At 62.1% G+C, this 18,248-nt stretch carries 17 protein-coding genes; 13 read left to right on the forward strand and 4 right to left on the reverse strand.

Annotated elements, in window-relative coordinates:
• The first annotated feature begins 91 nt into the window (after positions 1 to 91).
• From nuoG to JOE32_RS07670, 11 genes are all read left to right on the forward strand, one after another.
• Positions 92 to 2,806: an NADH-quinone oxidoreductase subunit NuoG gene (nuoG, locus tag JOE32_RS07620; RefSeq protein WP_209982851.1), complete on the forward strand. Its 2,715-nt coding sequence runs from the start codon at positions 92 to 94 to the stop codon at positions 2,804 to 2,806.
• Complete coding sequence (nuoH, locus tag JOE32_RS07625; RefSeq protein ID WP_003232075.1) at positions 2,803 to 3,810, forward strand: NADH-quinone oxidoreductase subunit NuoH; 1,008 nt, start codon at positions 2,803 to 2,805, stop codon at positions 3,808 to 3,810. Before nuoG ends, nuoH begins: the two co-directional genes overlap by 4 nt.
• 11 nt (positions 3,811 to 3,821) lie before the next feature.
• The gene (nuoI, locus tag JOE32_RS07630; RefSeq protein WP_003174725.1) at positions 3,822 to 4,370 is read left to right on the forward strand and encodes an NADH-quinone oxidoreductase subunit NuoI; all 549 of its coding nucleotides are present in this window, start codon (positions 3,822 to 3,824) and stop codon (positions 4,368 to 4,370) included.
• A gap of 9 nt (positions 4,371 to 4,379) precedes the next feature.
• Entirely contained in the window at positions 4,380 to 4,883 is a 504-nt protein-coding gene (nuoJ, locus tag JOE32_RS07635; protein ID WP_016974946.1) for an NADH-quinone oxidoreductase subunit J, read from the forward strand.
• Between the two features lie 2 nt (positions 4,884 to 4,885).
• The gene (gene nuoK, locus JOE32_RS07640) at positions 4,886 to 5,194 is read left to right on the forward strand and encodes an NADH-quinone oxidoreductase subunit NuoK (RefSeq protein WP_003174727.1); all 309 of its coding nucleotides are present in this window, start codon (positions 4,886 to 4,888) and stop codon (positions 5,192 to 5,194) included.
• Entirely contained in the window at positions 5,191 to 7,044 is a 1,854-nt protein-coding gene (nuoL, locus tag JOE32_RS07645; RefSeq protein WP_209982854.1) for an NADH-quinone oxidoreductase subunit L, read from the forward strand. The genes nuoK and nuoL overlap by 4 nt, the downstream gene beginning before the upstream one ends.
• Positions 7,045 to 7,092: 48 nt before the next feature.
• Positions 7,093 to 8,625, forward strand: a complete 1,533-nt coding sequence (gene nuoM, locus JOE32_RS07650; protein WP_003232072.1) for an NADH-quinone oxidoreductase subunit M — start codon at positions 7,093 to 7,095, stop codon at positions 8,623 to 8,625.
• 7 nt (positions 8,626 to 8,632) lie between these two features.
• Positions 8,633 to 10,096 (forward strand): NADH-quinone oxidoreductase subunit NuoN, encoded by a 1,464-nt coding sequence (nuoN, locus tag JOE32_RS07655; protein WP_209982856.1) that lies wholly within the window; start codon positions 8,633 to 8,635, stop codon positions 10,094 to 10,096.
• A 239-nt stretch (positions 10,097 to 10,335) separates the two neighbouring features.
• Positions 10,336 to 10,686, forward strand: a complete 351-nt coding sequence (locus JOE32_RS07660; RefSeq protein WP_209982858.1) for a toxin — start codon at positions 10,336 to 10,338, stop codon at positions 10,684 to 10,686.
• Positions 10,676 to 10,990 carry a transcriptional regulator gene (locus JOE32_RS07665; protein ID WP_209982860.1) on the forward strand — a complete coding sequence of 105 codons (315 nt, stop codon included), beginning with the start codon at positions 10,676 to 10,678 and terminating at the stop codon, positions 10,988 to 10,990. Before JOE32_RS07660 ends, JOE32_RS07665 begins: the two co-directional genes overlap by 11 nt.
• 109 nt (positions 10,991 to 11,099) lie before the next feature.
• Positions 11,100 to 11,336: a DUF6555 family protein gene (locus JOE32_RS07670; RefSeq protein ID WP_209982862.1), complete on the forward strand. Its 237-nt coding sequence runs from the start codon at positions 11,100 to 11,102 to the stop codon at positions 11,334 to 11,336.
• 32 nt (positions 11,337 to 11,368) lie between these two features.
• Here the strand turns inward: JOE32_RS07670 and JOE32_RS07675 are convergent, their stop codons facing one another.
• From JOE32_RS07675 to JOE32_RS07690, 4 genes are all read right to left on the reverse strand, one after another.
• On the reverse strand, positions 11,369 to 11,563 hold the full coding sequence (locus JOE32_RS07675) for a DUF6021 family protein (RefSeq protein WP_057007528.1): 195 nt from the start codon (positions 11,561 to 11,563) through the stop codon (positions 11,369 to 11,371).
• A 14-nt stretch (positions 11,564 to 11,577) separates the two neighbouring features.
• Entirely contained in the window at positions 11,578 to 11,754 is a 177-nt protein-coding gene (locus tag JOE32_RS07680; RefSeq protein ID WP_209982864.1) for a hypothetical protein, read from the reverse strand.
• A gap of 56 nt (positions 11,755 to 11,810) precedes the next feature.
• Positions 11,811 to 12,950 (reverse strand): MFS transporter, encoded by a 1,140-nt coding sequence (locus JOE32_RS07685; protein ID WP_209982866.1) that lies wholly within the window; start codon positions 12,948 to 12,950, stop codon positions 11,811 to 11,813.
• 781 nt (positions 12,951 to 13,731) lie between these two features.
• Complete coding sequence (locus JOE32_RS07690) at positions 13,732 to 15,096, reverse strand: MFS transporter (protein WP_209982868.1); 1,365 nt, start codon at positions 15,094 to 15,096, stop codon at positions 13,732 to 13,734.
• A 299-nt stretch (positions 15,097 to 15,395) separates the two neighbouring features.
• On the opposite strand from JOE32_RS07690, the gene JOE32_RS07695 reads away from it, so the two are divergent.
• Together JOE32_RS07695 and JOE32_RS07700 are read left to right on the forward strand one after the other, a co-directional pair.
• Complete coding sequence (locus JOE32_RS07695; RefSeq protein ID WP_209982870.1) at positions 15,396 to 17,012, forward strand: NADP-dependent glyceraldehyde-3-phosphate dehydrogenase; 1,617 nt, start codon at positions 15,396 to 15,398, stop codon at positions 17,010 to 17,012.
• 135 nt (positions 17,013 to 17,147) lie between these two features.
• Positions 17,148 to 18,209, forward strand: a complete 1,062-nt coding sequence (locus JOE32_RS07700) for an FUSC family protein (RefSeq protein ID WP_209982872.1) — start codon at positions 17,148 to 17,150, stop codon at positions 18,207 to 18,209.
• Positions 18,210 to 18,248 lie beyond the last annotated feature (39 nt).

The following is an 18,248-nucleotide window of genomic DNA, read 5'->3' on the forward strand; positions in this document are numbered from 1 at the left end:
CTGACGCCTTGATGGCTGTATCGATGCACATGAATAACAAGATTCCATTAGCCACGCCCACTGACAACGGGCCAACGAAGAACTTTGAACCATGGCCACTATCCACGTAGACGGCAAAGCGCTCGAAGTCGATGGGGCGGACAACCTGTTACAGGCATGTCTGTCACTCGGCCTCGACATCCCGTATTTCTGCTGGCACCCCGCGCTCGGTAGCGTCGGTGCCTGTCGCCAGTGTGCGGTCAAGCAGTACACCGACGAGAACGACACCCGTGGTCGTATCGTCATGTCGTGCATGACCCCAGCCACCGACAACACCTGGATCTCCATCGAAGATGAAGAATCCAAGGCGTTCCGCGCCAGTGTCGTCGAATGGCTGATGACCAACCACCCCCACGACTGCCCGGTCTGTGAGGAAGGCGGTCACTGCCACCTGCAAGACATGACGGTGATGACCGGCCACAACGAGCGCCGTTATCGCTTCACCAAGCGCACTCACCAGAACCAGCAACTGGGCCCGTTCATCTCCCACGAAATGAATCGCTGCATCGCCTGCTATCGCTGTGTGCGTTTCTACAAAGACTACGCCGGCGGCACCGACCTGGGCGTCTTCGGCGCCCACGACAACGTGTACTTCGGTCGCGTTGAAGACGGCGTTCTGGAAAGCGAGTTCTCCGGCAACCTCACCGAGGTCTGCCCGACCGGTGTGTTCACCGACAAGACCCACTCCGAGCGCTACAACCGTAAGTGGGACATGCAGTTCGCGCCGAGCATCTGCCATGGCTGCTCCAGCGGTTGCAATATCTCTCCGGGCGAGCGCTACGGCGAACTGCGTCGCATCGAAAACCGCTTCAACGGTTCGGTCAACCAGTACTTCCTCTGCGACCGTGGCCGTTTTGGCTACGGCTATGTCAACCGCAAGGATCGCCCGCGCCAGCCATTGCTGGCCGATGGCACCCAACTGAGCCTGGACAGCGCGCTGGATAAAGCCGCCGACCTGCTGCGCGGCCGCAACATTGTCGGTATCGGTTCGCCACGCGCCAGCCTCGAAAGCAACTTCGCGTTGCGCGAACTGGTCGGCGCCGAGCACTTCTACTGCGGTATCGAAGCCGCCGAGCTGGAACGCGTCCGTCTGGTCCTGCAAGTGCTCAACGACAGCCCGCTGCCCGTGCCGAACATGCGCGACATCGAAGACCACGATGCGATCTTCGTGCTCGGTGAAGACCTGACCCAGACCGCAGCGCGCGTGGCCCTGTCCCTGCGCCAGTCGGTCAAGGGCAAGGCCGAAGACATGGCCGACGCCATGCGCGTGCAGCCGTGGCTCGACGCCGCCGTGAAAAACATCGGCCAGCACGCGCTGAACCCGCTGTTTATCGCCTCCCTGGCTGAAACCAAGCTCGACGACATCGCCGAAGAATGCGTGCACGCCGCACCGGACGACCTGGCCCGCATCGGTTTCGCCGTGGCCCACGCCCTCGACGCCAGCGCACCGGCCGTCGAAGGCCTGGACACTGAAGCCCTCGAGCTGGCCCAGCGCATCGCCGACGCCCTGCTGGCGGCCAAGCGTCCGTTGATCATTGCCGGCACCTCGTTGGGTTCCAAGGCACTGATCGAGGCCGCTGCCAACATCGCCAAGGCCTTGAAGCTGCGCGACAAGAACGGCTCCATCAGCCTGGTCGTGCCGGAAGCCAACAGCCTTGGCCTGGCCATGCTCGGTGGCGAGTCGCTGGACACCGGCCTGCAAGCGGTGATCGACGGCAACGCCGACGCCATCGTGGTGCTGGAAAACGACCTGTACACCCGCACCGACGCGGCCAAAGTTGACGCCGCGCTCAACGCCGCCAAGGTGCTGATCGTCGCCGACCACCAGCAGACCGCCACCAGCGAACGCGCCCATCTGGTACTGCCGGCCGCCACCTTCGCCGAGGGCGACGGTACGCTGGTCAGCCAGGAAGGCCGCGCCCAGCGCTTCTTCCAGGTGTTCGATCCGAAATACATGGACGCCAGCATCCTGGTTCACGAAGGCTGGCGCTGGCTGCATGCCCTGCGCGCGACCCTGCTGAACCAGCCGATCGACTGGACCCAGCTCGATCACGTGACCGCCGCCACCGCCGCCAGCGCGCCGCAGCTGGCGCGGATTGTCGATGCCGCACCGTCCGCCGCGTTCCGCATCAAGGGCATGAAACTGGCCCGCGAACCGCTGCGTTACTCCGGTCGTACCGCCATGCGCGCCGACATCAGCGTGCACGAACCGCGCACCCCGCAAGACCACGACACCGCGTTCGCCTTCTCCATGGAAGGCTACTCGGGTTCGGCCGAACCGCGTCAACAGGTGCCGTTCGCCTGGTCGCCGGGCTGGAACTCGCCGCAGGCCTGGAACAAGTTCCAGGACGAAGTCGGTGGTCATATCCGCGCGGGCGACCCGGGCACTCGCCTGATCGAAAGCACGGGTGATTCGCTGAACTGGTTCGCCGCCGTACCGCGTCCGTTCAACCCGGCGCCGGGCACCTGGCAGGTGGTGCCGTTGTTCCACCTGTTCGGCAGCGAAGAGACCTCTTCCAAGGCCGCGCCGGTACAAGAGCGCATTCCAGACGCCTACGTGTCGTTGGCCAAGTCCGAAGCCGATCGCCTGGGCGTCAATGACGGTGCCCTGCTCAGCCTGAACGTGGCCGGCCAGACCCTGCGTCTGCCGCTGCGCATCAATGATGAGTTGGGGGCTGGCCTGGTTGCATTGCCTAAAGGTCTTGCGGGCATCCCTCCGGCCATTTTCGGCAAAACCGTTGACGGTCTGCAGGAGGCAGCGCAATGACCTGGTTCACCCCTGAAGTGATCGACGTGATCATCTCGGTCCTCAAGGCCATCGTGATCCTGTTGGCCGTGGTCGTCGCGGGCGCCCTGCTCAGCTTCGTCGAACGCCGTCTGCTGGGCTGGTGGCAGGACCGTTACGGTCCGAACCGCGTTGGCCCGTTCGGCATGTTCCAGATCGCCGCCGACATGCTGAAAATGTTCTTCAAGGAAGACTGGACGCCGCCGTTCGCCGACAAGGTGATCTTCACCCTGGCGCCGGTGGTGGCCATGAGCGCCTTGCTGATCGCCTTTGCGGTCATCCCGATCACCCCGACCTGGGGCGTGGCGGACCTGAACATCGGCCTGCTGTTCTTCTTCGCCATGGCCGGTCTGTCGGTGTATGCGGTACTGTTCGCCGGTTGGTCGAGCAACAACAAGTTTGCCCTGCTGGGCAGCTTGCGCGCCTCGGCCCAGACCGTGTCCTACGAAGTGTTCATGGGCCTGGCGCTGATGGGCATCGTGGTGCAGGTCGGCTCGTTCAACATGCGCGACATCGTCGAGTACCAGGCGCAGAACCTGTGGTTCATCATTCCGCAGTTCTTCGGCTTCTGTACCTTCTTCATTGCTGGCGTGGCCGTGACTCACCGTCACCCCTTCGACCAGCCGGAAGCGGAACAGGAACTGGCCGACGGTTACCACATTGAATATGCCGGCATGAAGTGGGGCATGTTCTTCGTCGGTGAGTACATCGGCATCATCCTGATCTCGGCCCTGCTGGTGACGCTGTTCTTCGGCGGCTGGCACGGTCCGTTCGGCATCCTGCCGCAGTTGGCGTTCTTCTGGTTCTTCCTGAAGACCGCGTTCTTCATCATGTTGTTTATCCTGCTGCGCGCTTCCATTCCGCGTCCACGATACGACCAGGTGATGGATTTCAGCTGGCGCTTCTGCCTGCCACTGACCCTGATCAATTTGCTGGTGACGGCTGCCGTTGTGTTGTTGAACACGCCAGCGGCCGCGGTTCAGTGAGGATTTGACCCATGTTCAAATATATTGGCGACATCGTTAAGGGTACCGGTACCCAGTTGCGAAGCCTGGTGATGGTGTTCGGTCACGGCTTTCGCAAACGCGACACCCTGCAATACCCGGAAGAAGCGGTGTACCTGCCGCCGCGCTATCGCGGCCGCATCGTGCTCACCCGCGACCCCGATGGCGAAGAGCGTTGCGTAGCCTGCAACCTGTGCGCCGTGGCGTGCCCGGTGGGTTGCATCTCCCTGCAGAAAGCTGAAACCGAAGACGGTCGCTGGTACCCGGACTTCTTCCGCATCAACTTCTCGCGCTGCATTTTCTGCGGCCTCTGCGAGGAAGCTTGCCCGACCACCGCGATCCAGCTCACGCCGGATTTCGAGATGGCCGAGTTCAAACGTCAGGACCTGGTGTACGAGAAAGAAGATCTGCTGATCTCTGGTCCCGGTAAAAACCCTGATTACAACTTCTATCGTGTTGCAGGTATGGCCGTTGCCGGTAAGCCCAAGGGCGCCGCACAAAACGAAGCCGAGCCGATCAACGTGAAGAGCTTGCTGCCTTAAGGAAGAAAGATGGAATTCGCTTTCTATTTCGCATCGGGTATCGCGGTTGTGTCCACGCTTCGCGTGATCACCAACACCAACCCCGTGCACGCCCTGCTCTACCTGATCATTTCGCTGATCGCCGTGGCCATGACCTTCTTTGCACTCGGCGCGCCGTTTGCCGGTGTGCTGGAAGTGATCGCCTACGCCGGCGCCATCATGGTGCTGTTCGTGTTTGTGGTGATGATGCTCAACCTCGGGCCGGCCTCGGTCGCCCAGGAGCGCGTCTGGCTCAAGCCCGGCATCTGGCTCGGCCCGGTGATCCTCGCAGCCCTGCTGCTGGGTGAACTGCTGTATGTGCTGTTCGCTCACCAGAGCGGCCAGGCCATCGGCCACACCACCGTAGACGCCAAAGCCGTGGGCATCAGCCTGTTCGGCCCGTACCTGCTGGTGGTCGAACTGGCTTCGATGCTGCTGCTCGCCGCAGCCATCACCGCCTTCCACTTGGGCCGCAACGAAGCCAAGGAGCAATGACGATGCCTGCTATCCCTTTGGAGCATGGTCTGGCGGTCGCCGGCATCCTGTTCTGCCTTGGCCTGGTCGGCCTGATGGTGCGCCGTAACATTCTGTTCGTGTTGATGAGCCTGGAAATCATGATGAACGCTGCGGCACTGGCGTTCATCGTGGCGGGCGCACGTTGGGGCCAGCCGGATGGACAAGTCATGTTCATTCTGGTGATCAGCCTGGCAGCCGCCGAGGCCAGTATCGGCCTGGCGATCCTGCTGCAGCTGTACCGTCGCTTCCACACGCTTGATATCGACGCTGCCAGTGAGATGCGCGGATGAACATGATCTTTCTGACTTTCGTATTTCCCCTGATCGGTTTCCTGCTGCTGTCGTTCTCTCGCGGGCGCTGGTCGGAAAACCTCTCGGCCCTGATCGGCGTGGGCTCCATTGGCCTGTCGGCCATCGTGGCCGCCTATGTCATCTGGCAATTCAACGTGGCGCCGCCGGAAGGCGGTCACTACACGCTCGTGCTGTGGCAGTGGATGTCGGTGGAGGGCTTCAAGCCCAACTTCGCCCTCTACGTCGACGGCCTGTCGATCACCATGCTCGGCGTGGTGGTGGGTGTGGGCTTTCTGATCCACCTGTTCGCGTCCTGGTACATGCGCGGCGAAGCGGGCTACTCGCGCTTCTTTGCCTACACCAACCTGTTTATCGCCAGCATGCTGTTCCTGGTACTGGGCGATAACCTGTTGTTCCTGTACTTCGGCTGGGAAGGCGTGGGTCTGTGCTCGTACCTGTTGATCGGTTTCTACTACAGCAACCGCAACAACGGTAACGCGGCCCTCAAGGCGTTTATCGTCACCCGCATCGGCGACGTGTTCATGGCCATCGGTCTGTTCATCCTGTTCCAACAGGTGGGCACGCTGAATATCCAGGAACTGCTGGTGCTGGCACCGCAGAAATTCCAGGTCGGCGACTTCTGGATCACCCTGGCGACCCTGATGCTGCTGGGCGGCGCCGTCGGTAAATCGGCGCAACTGCCGTTGCAAACCTGGCTGGCGGATGCGATGGCCGGCCCGACCCCGGTTTCCGCACTGATTCACGCGGCAACCATGGTAACCGCCGGTGTCTACCTGATCGCGCGGACCCACGGTCTGTTCACCCTGGCGCCGGATATCCTGCATCTTGTGGGCATCGTCGGTGGCGTGACCCTGGTACTGGCCGGCTTCGCCGCGTTGGTGCAGACCGACATCAAGCGCATCCTCGCCTACTCGACCATGAGCCAGATCGGCTACATGTTCCTGGCCCTGGGCGTTGGCGCCTGGGACGCGGCGATCTTCCACCTGATGACCCACGCCTTCTTCAAGGCGCTGCTGTTCCTTGCCTCCGGTGCAGTGATCGTGGCCTGCCACCACGAGCAGAACATCTTCAAGATGGGCGGCCTGTGGAAGAAACTGCCGCTGGCCTACGCCAGCTTCATCGTCGGTGGTGCCGCCCTGGCCGCCCTGCCGTTGGTGACTGCCGGTTTCTACTCGAAAGATGAAATCCTCTGGGAAGCGTTTGCCAGCGGTAACCAGAACCTGCTCTACGCAGGCCTGGTGGGTGCATTCATGACCTCGCTGTACACCTTCCGCCTGATCTTCATCACCTTCCACGGTGAAGCCAAGACCGAAGCGCACGCGGGCCACGGCATCTCGCACTGGCTGCCGTTGTCGGTGCTGATCATCCTGTCGACGTTCATCGGCGCCCTGATTACCCCGCCACTGGCCGGTGTACTGCCGGAAAGCGCCGGGCATGCCGGTGGCGCCGCCAAGCACAGCCTGGAAATCGCCTCGGGCGCCATCGCCCTGGCGGGTATCCTGCTCGCGGCCCTGCTGTTCCTCGGCAAGCGCCGCTTCGTCACGGGCGTTGCCAACAGTGGCATCGGGCGCTTCCTGTCGGCCTGGTGGTTCGCTGCCTGGGGCTTCGATTGGCTCTACGACAAACTGTTCGTCAAACCGTACCTTGCGATCAGCCATGTACTGCGCAAAGACCCGCTCGACCAGACCATTGGTTTGATCCCGCGCGCCGCCAAGGCCGGTCATACCGCCCTGAGCCGCAGCGAAACCGGCCAGTTGCGTTGGTATGCAGCGTCCATGGCGATCGGTGCCGTGCTGGTGATCGGCGCCATCGTAGTGGTAGCGGTCTGATATGAACCTTGCGAATTGTAAGAACCTGCGAAAGGAAACGAGCCCGTCATGATTCTGCCCTGGCTAATCCTGATCCCCTTTATCGGCGGCCTGCTCTGCTGGATGGGTGAACGCTTCGGCGCCACCCTGCCCCGCTGGATCGCGTTGCTGACCATGTCCCTGGAACTTGCGCTCGGCCTTTGGCTGTGGGCCCATGGCGACTATTCATTCGCGCCGGCACCGGGCGTCGATCCCACCTTCGCGCTTGAGTTCAAGCACGTGTGGATCCAGCGCTTCGGCATCAACGTGCACCTGGCCCTCGATGGCCTGTCGCTGTTGATGATCCTGCTGACCGGCCTGCTGGGTATCCTCTCGGTACTCTGCTCCTGGAAAGAGATCCAGCGTCACGTGGGCTTCTTCCACCTGAACCTGATGTGGATCCTGGGCGGCGTGGTCGGCGTGTTCCTCGCCCTCGACCTGTTCATGTTCTTCTTCTTCTGGGAAATGATGCTGGTGCCGATGTACTTCCTCATCGCGCTCTGGGGCCACAGTTCGTCGGACGGCAAGAAAACCCGGATCTATGCGGCGACCAAGTTCTTCATCTTCACCCAGGCTTCCGGCCTGATCATGTTGGTGGCGATCCTCGGTCTGGTCCTGGTCAACTTCAACAGCACGGGCGTGATTACCTTCAACTACGCCGACCTGTTGAAAACCAAGATGTCCCTGACCACCGAGTACATCCTCATGCTGGGCTTCTTCATCGCGTTTGCGGTGAAGCTGCCGGTGGTACCGTTCCACTCCTGGCTGCCGGACGCCCACGCCCAGGCGCCGACCGCCGGTTCCGTCGACCTCGCCGGTATCCTGTTGAAGACGGCGGCCTACGGCCTGCTGCGTTTCGCCCTGCCGCTGTTCCCGAATGCCTCGGCCGAGTTTGCGCCGATCGCCATGACCCTGGGTCTGATCGGAATCTTCTACGGTGCGTTCCTCGCGTTCGCGCAAACCGACATCAAGCGTCTGATTGCCTTCTCGTCCGTTTCCCACATGGGCTTCGTACTGATCGGCATCTACTCCGGCAGCCAATTGGCGCTGCAGGGCGCGGTGATCCAGATGCTGGCCCACGGTGTGTCGGCCGCCGCGCTGTTTATCCTCAGTGGCCAGTTGTACGAGCGCCTGCACACCCGTGACATGCGTGAAATGGGGGGCGTGTGGTCGCGCATCGCCTACCTGCCGGCGATCAGCCTGTTCTTCGCCGCCGCGTCCCTGGGCTTGCCAGGCACCGGCAACTTTATCGGCGAGTTCCTGATCCTGATGGGTGCCTTCGTGCAAACGCCGTGGATCAGCGCGATTGCTACCTCCGGCCTGGTGTTTGGTTCGGTCTACTCGCTGATCATGATCCACCGCGCCTACTTCGGCCCGGCCAAGTCCGACACCGTCCTGCAAGGGATGGATGCGCGCGAACTGATCATGGTGCTCGGCCTTGCGGTGCTGCTGATCTACATCGGCGTGTACCCGCAACCGTTCCTGGACACTTCTGCCGCAACGATGCATGGCGTGCAGCAGTGGTTCGGCACCGCCTTCTCTCAACTCGCTTCGGCCCGGTAAGAGCGCTATGGAATTCACGATCCAACACTTTATCGCGCTTGCGCCGCTGCTGATCACCAGCCTCACCATCGTGGTGGTGATGCTGGCGATCGCCTGGCGCCGCAATCATTCGCAAACGTTCCTGCTGTCCTGCGCCGGGTTGAACCTGGCCCTGCTGTCGATCATCCCGGCGCTCAAGGTCGCGCCACTGGCGGTCACGCCATTGATGATGGTCGATGACTTTGCGCTGCTGTACATCGCGCTGATCCTGGTCGCCACCCTGGCCTGCGTCACCCTCGCCCACGCCTACCTCGGCGAAGGCGGCAGCGGCTACCCGGGCAACAAGGAAGAGCTGTACCTGCTGATCCTGCTGGCGGCGGCCGGCGGTATCGTGCTGGTCAGTGCGCAGCACCTGGCCGGTTTGTTCATTGGCCTGGAACTGCTGTCGATCCCGACTTACGGTCTGGTGGCCTACGCCTTCTTCAACAAGCGCTCCCTGGAAGCCGGCATCAAATACATGGTGCTGTCGGCCGCCGGTTCCGCGTTCCTGTTGTTCGGTATGGCCCTGCTCTACGCCGAAGCCGGCAGCCTGAGCTTCACCGGCATCGGTCACGCCCTGGCCGCCACCAGCATGCCTGCGCCGATTGCCCAGCTGGGCCTGGCGATGATGCTGATCGGCCTGGCGTTCAAGCTCTCCCTGGTGCCGTTCCACCTGTGGACCCCGGACGTGTACGAAGGCGCCCCGGCGCCGGTGGCCGCGTTCCTGGCAACCGCATCGAAGGTGGCGGTGTTTGCGGTGATGGTGCGGCTGTTCCAGATCTCGCCTGCGGCCAACACCGGCGTGCTGAGCAACGTGCTGACCGTGATCGCCATTGCGTCGATCCTGTTCGGTAACCTGCTGGCGCTGACCCAGAACAACCTCAAGCGTCTGCTGGGTTACTCGTCCATCGCCCACTTCGGCTACCTGCTGATCGCCCTGGTGGCGAGCAACGGCCTGGCCGTGGAAGCCATCGGCGTGTACCTGGTGACCTACGTGATCACCAGCCTCGGCGCATTCGGCGTGATCACCTTGATGTCGTCGCCGTACAAGGGCCGTGATGCCGACGCACTGTACGAATACCGCGGCCTGTTCTGGCGCCGTCCGTACCTGACCGCCGTGCTCACCGTGATGATGTTGTCCCTGGCCGGCATCCCGCTGACAGCGGGCTTTATCGGCAAGTTCTACATCGTCGCTACCGGTGTGCAAGCGCACCAATGGTGGCTGGTTGCTTCCCTGGTACTGGGCAGCGCCATCGGCGTGTTCTACTACCTGCGCGTGATGGTCACCCTGTACCTGATCGAGCCGAACCTGCGCCGCGTGGACGCCGAGCTGCACTGGGAACAGAAGGCAGGTGGCGTGATGCTGCTGGCCATCGCCCTGCTCGCGTTCTTCCTGGGCGTGTACCCGCAACCGTTGCTCACCCTGGTGCAGCATGCGGTGCTGGGCGTTTGATCACTTAGTCACATGCGATAAACAGAACGGCGCCTTCGGGCGCCGTTTTGCGTTTCCGGGTCGCGCTGCCGCTGCCCTTCCCTGTTCGCAGAATTTTCCTATTCCATCTACCTCTTCATCTGGCATCCATGCGCTGGGGGCGACCTTATGGTGGTTGCGTTTTAGGAAGGTTCCCACAGCGCGGTCACTTGACCCCTTGCGAGTGGGCCAGCAAACTATACGCAGGCTACGTACAGAACATGGATGCTCTATTTATCGAACTGCCGGCCTTCGAGCGGCATCGCAAGGATTATCTGAGTGACGAGCTTTTCCACGGTTTTCAACAGGCGTTGATGAAGAACCCGGAAGCAGGAGACGTGATCGAGGGAACCGGCGGGCTGCGCAAGGTCCGCTTCGTCGATGAGCGGCGCAACAAAGGTAAACGCGGTGGCCTGCGGATCATTTACTACTGGTGGTCAGGCGGCACCCAATTCTGGCTGTTCACCCTGTACGGCAAACACGAACAGGACGACCTGGCACCTCACCACAAAAAATCCTTAAAACAGATGCTGGACAGGGAAATCAAAGCGAGAACACACCATGAAACGTGAAATTTTTTCCGAACTGGTCGAAGGCTTCGACGCCTTGGCCGAAGCGCGCCAAGGCAAGGTCACCCTGCGTACCCACAAGGTTCAACTCACCCACCTGGCACCGCTTACCGCCGAAGAAGTGGTTGCCGTGCGCCAGCAGCTCAACCTTTCGCGCTCGGTATTCGCCCTGTACTTGCGCACCAATATCCGCACGCTGGAAAACTGGGAACAAGGGCGCGCCAAACCCAATGCCCAGGCCGTGACGCTGATCCGTCTGGTGGCACGCTTTCCGGAAACCGTGGCGCATTTGGCCGCATTGACTTGATGGGCTGCGCGTTTCGCTCGCGAAGCGGCTGGGCATCATGCACGTTGTCATTTTGAATGAACCTTTTAGAACAGCTTCCTATCCATTTATAACAAGACAGGGAGGCAACATGAGTACCGCAAAAATCTACACCATCCACTATCAACTGCACGGTAAGCCGAAATCCTTTGTCGTACGCGCCGAAGTCATGAACAACGCTGAAGCCTGGCACTGGGCGGCCGTTGATGCCGACATTGCACACGTTAGTCGTATTGGCCGCGTAGGCCATGAACAGGTGAAGAAAACCACGCGCCCCTGGGCGGAGAAATACGGCATCACCGAAGTCAGCTGGAACCCACCCAAATAAACAAAGCCCCGCACAATGGCGGGGCTCTTTTTTTACTTTTTCAAGTCGCCCAACGGATCGTAGGGCGGCTTTTTTTCCGACTGCTTTTTCTCGTCCAGCGGGGCGATGGCCGGGCCGATGGGATCGACCTGCGGGTCTGACACATCGGGAGAGTCCGGGTCGAAACCCAGCTCATCCTTGCCGCTTGAATGCTCGCTTGAACGCGGGCCTTTAGGGGGATTGCTCATGGTGACCTCCTCTCTTACAACGGGCGGGCTTTATCGTGGAGAGTGTCGAGGTTTTCCTCGACCTGCTTCACATCGTCGTCCGGTCGGTCCTGTGGGTCGTTGGGGCGCAACGCATCGTTGTCGCGCTCCTCTTCGCCGGGGGTGCGATGGGTATCGGGCGTACCCGGCGGTGGCTGCTTGTATTCGGGCATGATGGCGTACCTGTAAAGGGCTTCACAGGTTTAGAGAAACCGCCTTCGGCCATCGTTCAACTTGTTTGCCCGCGTGCCTGGGTGCGCCAGCAGCACAACGCACTGATCGCAATCGCCGCGCCCGCCAGACCAAACACCAGCGACGCCGAGGCCACCGGCAATACCAGACCCGCCAGCAACGGCCCGAGCCCCGCGCCGATATCGCGCCATACCGCGTTGGACGCCAGCGCCGACACCCGCATCGAACCCGGGTTGCGCTCGGTCACCAGGGTGGTCACCAGCGGCAATTGCAAAGCACGCAGCACCAGCACCGCCGCTGCGCCGGCAATCACCCACTCACTGCCGAACGCCCCCAGCGCCAGGGCGCTCATGAATGAAAACAGCAGCAGCATCGAGGTGGCACCGAACCGCTGCGCCGCGTGACCGCCCAGCGGACTCAGGAGCAATTCCGACAGGTACCGCAAGCCCATCAGGCCACCGGCAATCAGCACCGCGTCACCGCCGACGATCTTCTGCGCCTGGATCGACAGCCCGAAAATAAACAGGCCGTCCAGCGCCACGCCTTCGATAAACGACCACAACGCCACGCTGTCGGGCCAGTTGAAGCGTCGCCCCGGCGTGCTGTGCAGATCGTGCCCGGTACTGGGCAGCCCGCGCGCCAGCCACAGCCCCATGAGGCAGCACAGGGTAAGGATCAGGAAAATCGGGCGCGGCCCGGCCCACAAGGTCAGCAGCCCGCCCAGCGGCAAGGCCAGCATCGGCCCCAGGGCGATCAACGCCCGTGAACGTCCGGCGCGGCGCGCGGCACCCTGCGGTTCGGCAGTGGCCAATACCTGAGTCGACAGATTCAACGCGGCATAAGACAGCCCCCACACCAGCCGCAGGCCGAGCAAGGCAGCAAAGCCGGACAGCACCGAGTTGCCCAGGGCACACAGCGCAGCAGCGCCGGCGGCGAGCATGCAGGTAAGGCGATCGCCGTTACGTGCATAGAACTTGAGCACATGCCGATAGCCGAAGATCCGCACCAGGCGGTTGGCCGCCAACAGCACGCCGGCCTGGGCCAAGGTGATGCCGAAGGCTTCGGACTCCATCGGCAGCAGCAGATAAAGCAACACGTCACTGGGCAGGCAGAACCCGAGAGTCAGCGCGGCGCGGCGCGAGGTGGTATCGGCGATACGGTGGGCCTGACTGGTCATAAAGCTGAAACATTCAGAATCAAGTCGTCACACTAGCCTTCACCCGCGCTGTTTTACAAGGGTCAGATCCGCTGCCGGTCAGTGAGTTTGCGCCCTGTGGCGAGCGGGCTTGCCCTAATGTCGTTCAGTTAAGCCAGCGTGATGCTCGAAGCAACGAGCGGTGCGACTTTTCGGTGTACATATCGGTTGTGCGGTAACGGCGGCTTAGGGTTCCGCCCTTACGGCGGCTCACTTTTGAAAAGCGCAAAAGTAAGCAAAACGCTCTTGCCCCAACACTCGGCACCTCGCCTGGGCTCGGTGTGCCCTCACGCAGGCTTTGGAGCGTGGGCCGCCGCGATGGGCCATCCTTGGCCCAGCGCGGCTAACCCGGCGTCCTGCCGGGTTACCCACGCTCCAAAACCTGCGCTCGGCCAGCGTGTTTGACGGGGCGCTTCCAGATCAAAAGCAAAAGCAAAAGCGCGGCGGCCTGAGAGCCGACCGAAATGGTCTGCCGAACGCTGTACAAAATGTGGGAGGGGGCTTGCTCCCGATGGCGTCGGCGCAGCAAACATTGATGCTTAAGACCCACCGCTTTCGCGGGCAAGTCGAATCGTCGCACCACCGCTCCCACAGGAGATCTGAGCTTAACTGACTGACATTAGGGCTTGTCCTGCGTTGGGGTGCGAAGCGCCCCCAGTGAAGGAGAACGCGATGTACCTGATACGGCTCAGCGCCTGGTTTTGGGGCTGCTGCGCAGCCCAACGCAGGACAAGCCTGCTCGCCACGGGGAATGGCATTACAGTCAGATTCGCTGTTGATACGGCAACAAACGCAGCCCGCTGGCCACACTGCCCACCAGCGCGAACGCACACCCCAGCCACAGCGCGTAGTGCGGGCCGCTGCTCACGGACAGGTGAAAACACAGGGCCACCAACGAGGCGCCCAGTGTCTGCCCCAGCAGCCGCGAAATCGCCACGATGCCGCTGGCCCCGCCACTGCGTGCCAAAGGGGCGCTGGTCATCAGGGCCTTGAGATTGGGCGACTGGAAAAACCCGAAACCGGCGCCGCACAACGCCATGCGCCAGCCGATATCAAATGCCGAGGCCTCATTGCCCAGCGTCGCCAGCGCGCCCATGCCGAGGCTCAGCATCAGCAGGCCGACGCCGCACAACAGGCCCAGGGACACCCGATCCGCCAGACGCCCGGCCACCAACGCCATCACCGCCACCACCGCTGGCCATGGCGTCATCAGAAACCCGGTCTCCACCTGGCTATGGCCCAACGCCGCCTGCAACAGAAACGGCAGTGACACAAACGCCAGGCCCTGGGCGCTGAACGCGCAAATGGCGGTAAGGGAGGACAAGGCAAATACCGGGCGCTTGAACAGGTCCACCGCCAGCATCGGCGCCGGGTGCCCGGCCTCGCGGCGCAGCAGCAGGGCACCGCACACCGCTGCCAGCGCCACCAGCCCGATGGTCAATGCACCCTGCGCGCCATGCACGGCGGCGCCCAGGCCCAGCACCAGCAACGCGAACAAACCGGCACACAGCAACGCTGCCAGGCGATCAAAGGCGTGCCCGCTGATCGGCAGCGTGGGCAGCGAGCGCACCCCCAGGCCCAGGGCCAGCAGCCCCAACGGCACATTGATCAGGTACAACCAGTGCCAACTGGCCACCGAAAGAATCGCCGACGCTGCCGTCGGCCCCAGCGTAAACGCCAGCCCCACCACCAGCGAGTTATAGCCCAGGCCCCGCCCGAGCATCTTCGAGGGGTAGATATGGCGCAGCAACGCGGTATTGACGCTCATCAACGCCGCCGCCCCCAGCCCCTGGGCCACACGCGCGGCGGTGAGGGTCAACAGCGAACCGGCCAGCCCGCACAACAGCGACGAGACGATAAATAGCAGCAGCCCGCCCAGGTACACGCGGCGATGCCCCAGCACATCGCTCAACGACGCAAACGGCAGCACCGTTGCGATGATCGCCAACTGGTAGGCGTTGACCACCCAGATCACCGAGGCCGAATCGGTGCCGATACCTTCGGCCAGGGTCGGCAACGCCGTGTTGACGATGGCCGTGTCCAGCGTCGCCATGCCGATGCCCAGGGACAGCGCGATAACGGCCGGCAGGCGTTTATTGAGGGCAAGCCCATCGGCAACAGAAGACATGAACGCTCCGCACGGGTGACAAGGGGCCTGTAGGTTACGGGCAGCGCGGATTTTTTTCAGGCAACAATCGGCTGGCTGTCAAAATATTCATCCTGGGACGAGCAAGGTTCAGTTAAACGCAGACTCGCTGTGGGAGCAGAGGGTCAGCAAATATTGATGCTTACTGACCCACCGCCATCGGGAGCAAGCCCCCTCCCACATTGTGTACAGCGTTCGGCAAAGCTGCGTAGCCCTTGCCATCAAGCCGGTGGATGGGTAACTCTCTCGTCATGTTTGGCCACTATTCCCGGGGTAGCGACATGACCACCAGCAACCTGCTCGCCCAGCTGTTTCCCACCGCCTCCACCGATATTCCCGAACAATTTCGCCTGGCCGCGCCGATTGAACAGCGTGATTACCTGGTCGATGGCCGCTTGCAGGTCTGGAACGGCCCGCTGGCCCGCGTGCAAAGCCCGGTGCAGTTGGGAGATGAGCGTGTGCATATCGGCAGCACGCCGCTGCTGGATGCCGACACCGCTCTTACCGCGCTCGACGCCGCCGTGCGTGCTTACGACCGCGGCCAGGGTGAGTGGCCGACGATGCGCGTGGCGGAGCGTATCCAGCATGTCGAAGCGTTCCTGCGGCGTATGCGCGAACAGCGCGATGCGGTGGTCAAGCTGCTGATGTGGGAGATCGGCAAGAACCTCAAGGACTCGCAGAAAGAGTTCGACCGCACCTGCGACTACATCACCGACACCATCAATGCCCTCAAGGAACTCGACCGTCGCTCCAGCCGCTTCGAGCTGGAACAGGACACCCTCGGCCAGATCCGCCGCGTGCCGCTGGGCGTCGCATTGTGCATGGGCCCTTACAACTATCCGCTGAACGAGACCTTCACCACGCTGATCCCGGCGCTGATCATGGGCAATACCGTGGTGTTCAAGCCGGCCAAGCTCGGCGTGCTGCTGATTCGTCCGTTGCTGGAGGCGTTTCGCGACAGCTTCCCGGCCGGGGTGATCAACGTGATCTACGGCAGCGGTCGCGAAACCGTGAGCGCGCTGATGGCCAGCGGCAAGATCGATATCTTTGCGTTTATCGGCACCAACAAGGCCGCCAGCGATTTGAAAAAGCTGCACCCCAAGCCGCACCGCCTGCGCGCGGCCCTGGGCCTGGATGCGAAAAACCCCGGCATCGTGCTCCCGGAGGTCGACCTGGATAATGCCGTGAGCGAAGCGGTCACCGGCGCTCTGTCGTTCAACGGCCAGCGCTGCACCGCGTTGAAAATCCTGTTTGTGCATGAGGATGTGGTTGAGCGTTTCATCGAAAAATTCAATGCCAAACTGGCCACGCTCAAGCCAGGCATGCCGTGGGAAGATGGTGTGTCGCTGACGCCGCTGCCGGAGGTGGGCAAGGTCGACTATCTCAACGCGCTGGTGGCCGATGCGGAGCAGCACGGCGCCAGGGTGGTGAACCCGAACGGCGGCGAAAGTCGCGGCGCGTTCTTCTATCCGGCCGTGCTGTACCCGGTGAACCCGCAAATGCGCGTGTACCACGAAGAACAGTTCGGCCCGGTGGTGCCGATCGTGCCCTACCGTGATCTGGACAAGGTAATCGACTACGTGCTCGATTCCGACTTCGGCCAGCAATTGAGTCTGTTCGGCACCAATGCTGCGGAAGTCGGGCGGCTGGTAGACGTTTTCGCCAACCAGGTGGGCCGTATCAACATCAATGCCCAGTGCCAGCGCGGGCCGGACACTTTCCCGTTCAACGGGCGCAAGAACTCGGCCGAAGGCACGCTGTCTGTGCATGACGCCCTGCGCGTATTCTCGATTCGCACACTGGTGGCAACCAAGTTCCAGGAGAGCAACAAGGCGTTGGTCAGCGATATTCTGCGTAACCGGGATTCAAGTTTTCTGACCACCGATTACATCTTCTGACGAATGTGGGAGCTGGTTTACCTGCGATGCAGGCTCCTCGGTCTGTCTACCACGCAGCGGTGAGGCTATCGCAGGCAAGCCAGTTCTCACAGTGGATAGCATTTCCCCCTGATTACCGAGGTCACTTTACTACCGATGAATTTGCCCCTGTTTGCCCGGCGCCTTTTGCGCCCGTTGCTGGACCCCTACCGCCGCTATCGCCATGCCAAGTTGATCCACGCCGTGCGCGTGTCCATCGGCCTGCTGGCGACAATCCTGCTCACCACCGGGCTCAACCTGCCCCACGGCGAATGGGCGTCGGTGACCATGCTCATCGTGATCGGCGGCTTGCAGCACCACGGCAACATCGGCAAAAAGGCAGTGGAACGCGCCTACGGCACCTTGATCGGTGCCAGTGTCGGCTTGCTGCTGGTGGTGCAACAGGCCTACTTCGGCCTGCCGCTGTTGACTTACCTGCTGATGTCGGTGGTGTGCGGGTTCTTTTCCTATCACGCCATCGGCAAGGGCGGCTACATCGCGCTGCTGTCGGCGATCACGGTGTTTATCGTGGCCGGGCACGGCGACAATCCGATCTCGGACGGCTTGTGGCGCACCGTGGACATCCTGATCGGCATCGCACTGGCGCTGGCGTTTTCGTTCGCCCTGCCGCTGTACGCGGTTTACTCCTGGCGCTACAACCTGGCCAGTGCGTTGCGCGACTGTGCGGCAATCTACAGCCGGATTATCAGCGGCCAGTCGGTGACCGACGATGAACACCTCAAGCTGCTCAACCGCCTGAACGCGGCGATGGTGCAACTGCGTTCGCTGATGCCGTCGGTGTCCAAGGAAGTGCGCATTTCAATGACTGAGCTGGACGCGATCCAGCGGCACTTGCGCCTGTGCATCAGCACCCTGGAGATTCTGGGCAATACCCGCCCTGATCCGCGTGATGCGCAGGCAACGGCGCGCATGCAACTGGCATTGAAAACCGAGCACCGCCAGATTCGAGTGCAACTGGTGGGGATGGCGCGGGCATTGAAATCGGGGTTTACCGAGCGGCTGGATCGGCCTGCGGCGAAGGTGGTGGAGGAAGGCGGGCTGGATGCGCCGGTGCAGAATGCGCTGGATGGGTATCGGTTGTTGACGTTGCAGTTGGCGGGGAATGTGGACGGGATGCGAGTGCGGTTGGCGAAGACGGCGGGGCATTGGAGGATTTGAGGATAAGAAAAGGGACAGTCCACGTACAGTAGAGCCGTC

Origin of the sequence: Pseudomonas sp. PvP025 (genome assembly GCF_017832155.1) — a bacterium.
Taxonomy (GTDB): domain Bacteria; phylum Pseudomonadota; class Gammaproteobacteria; order Pseudomonadales; family Pseudomonadaceae; genus Aquipseudomonas.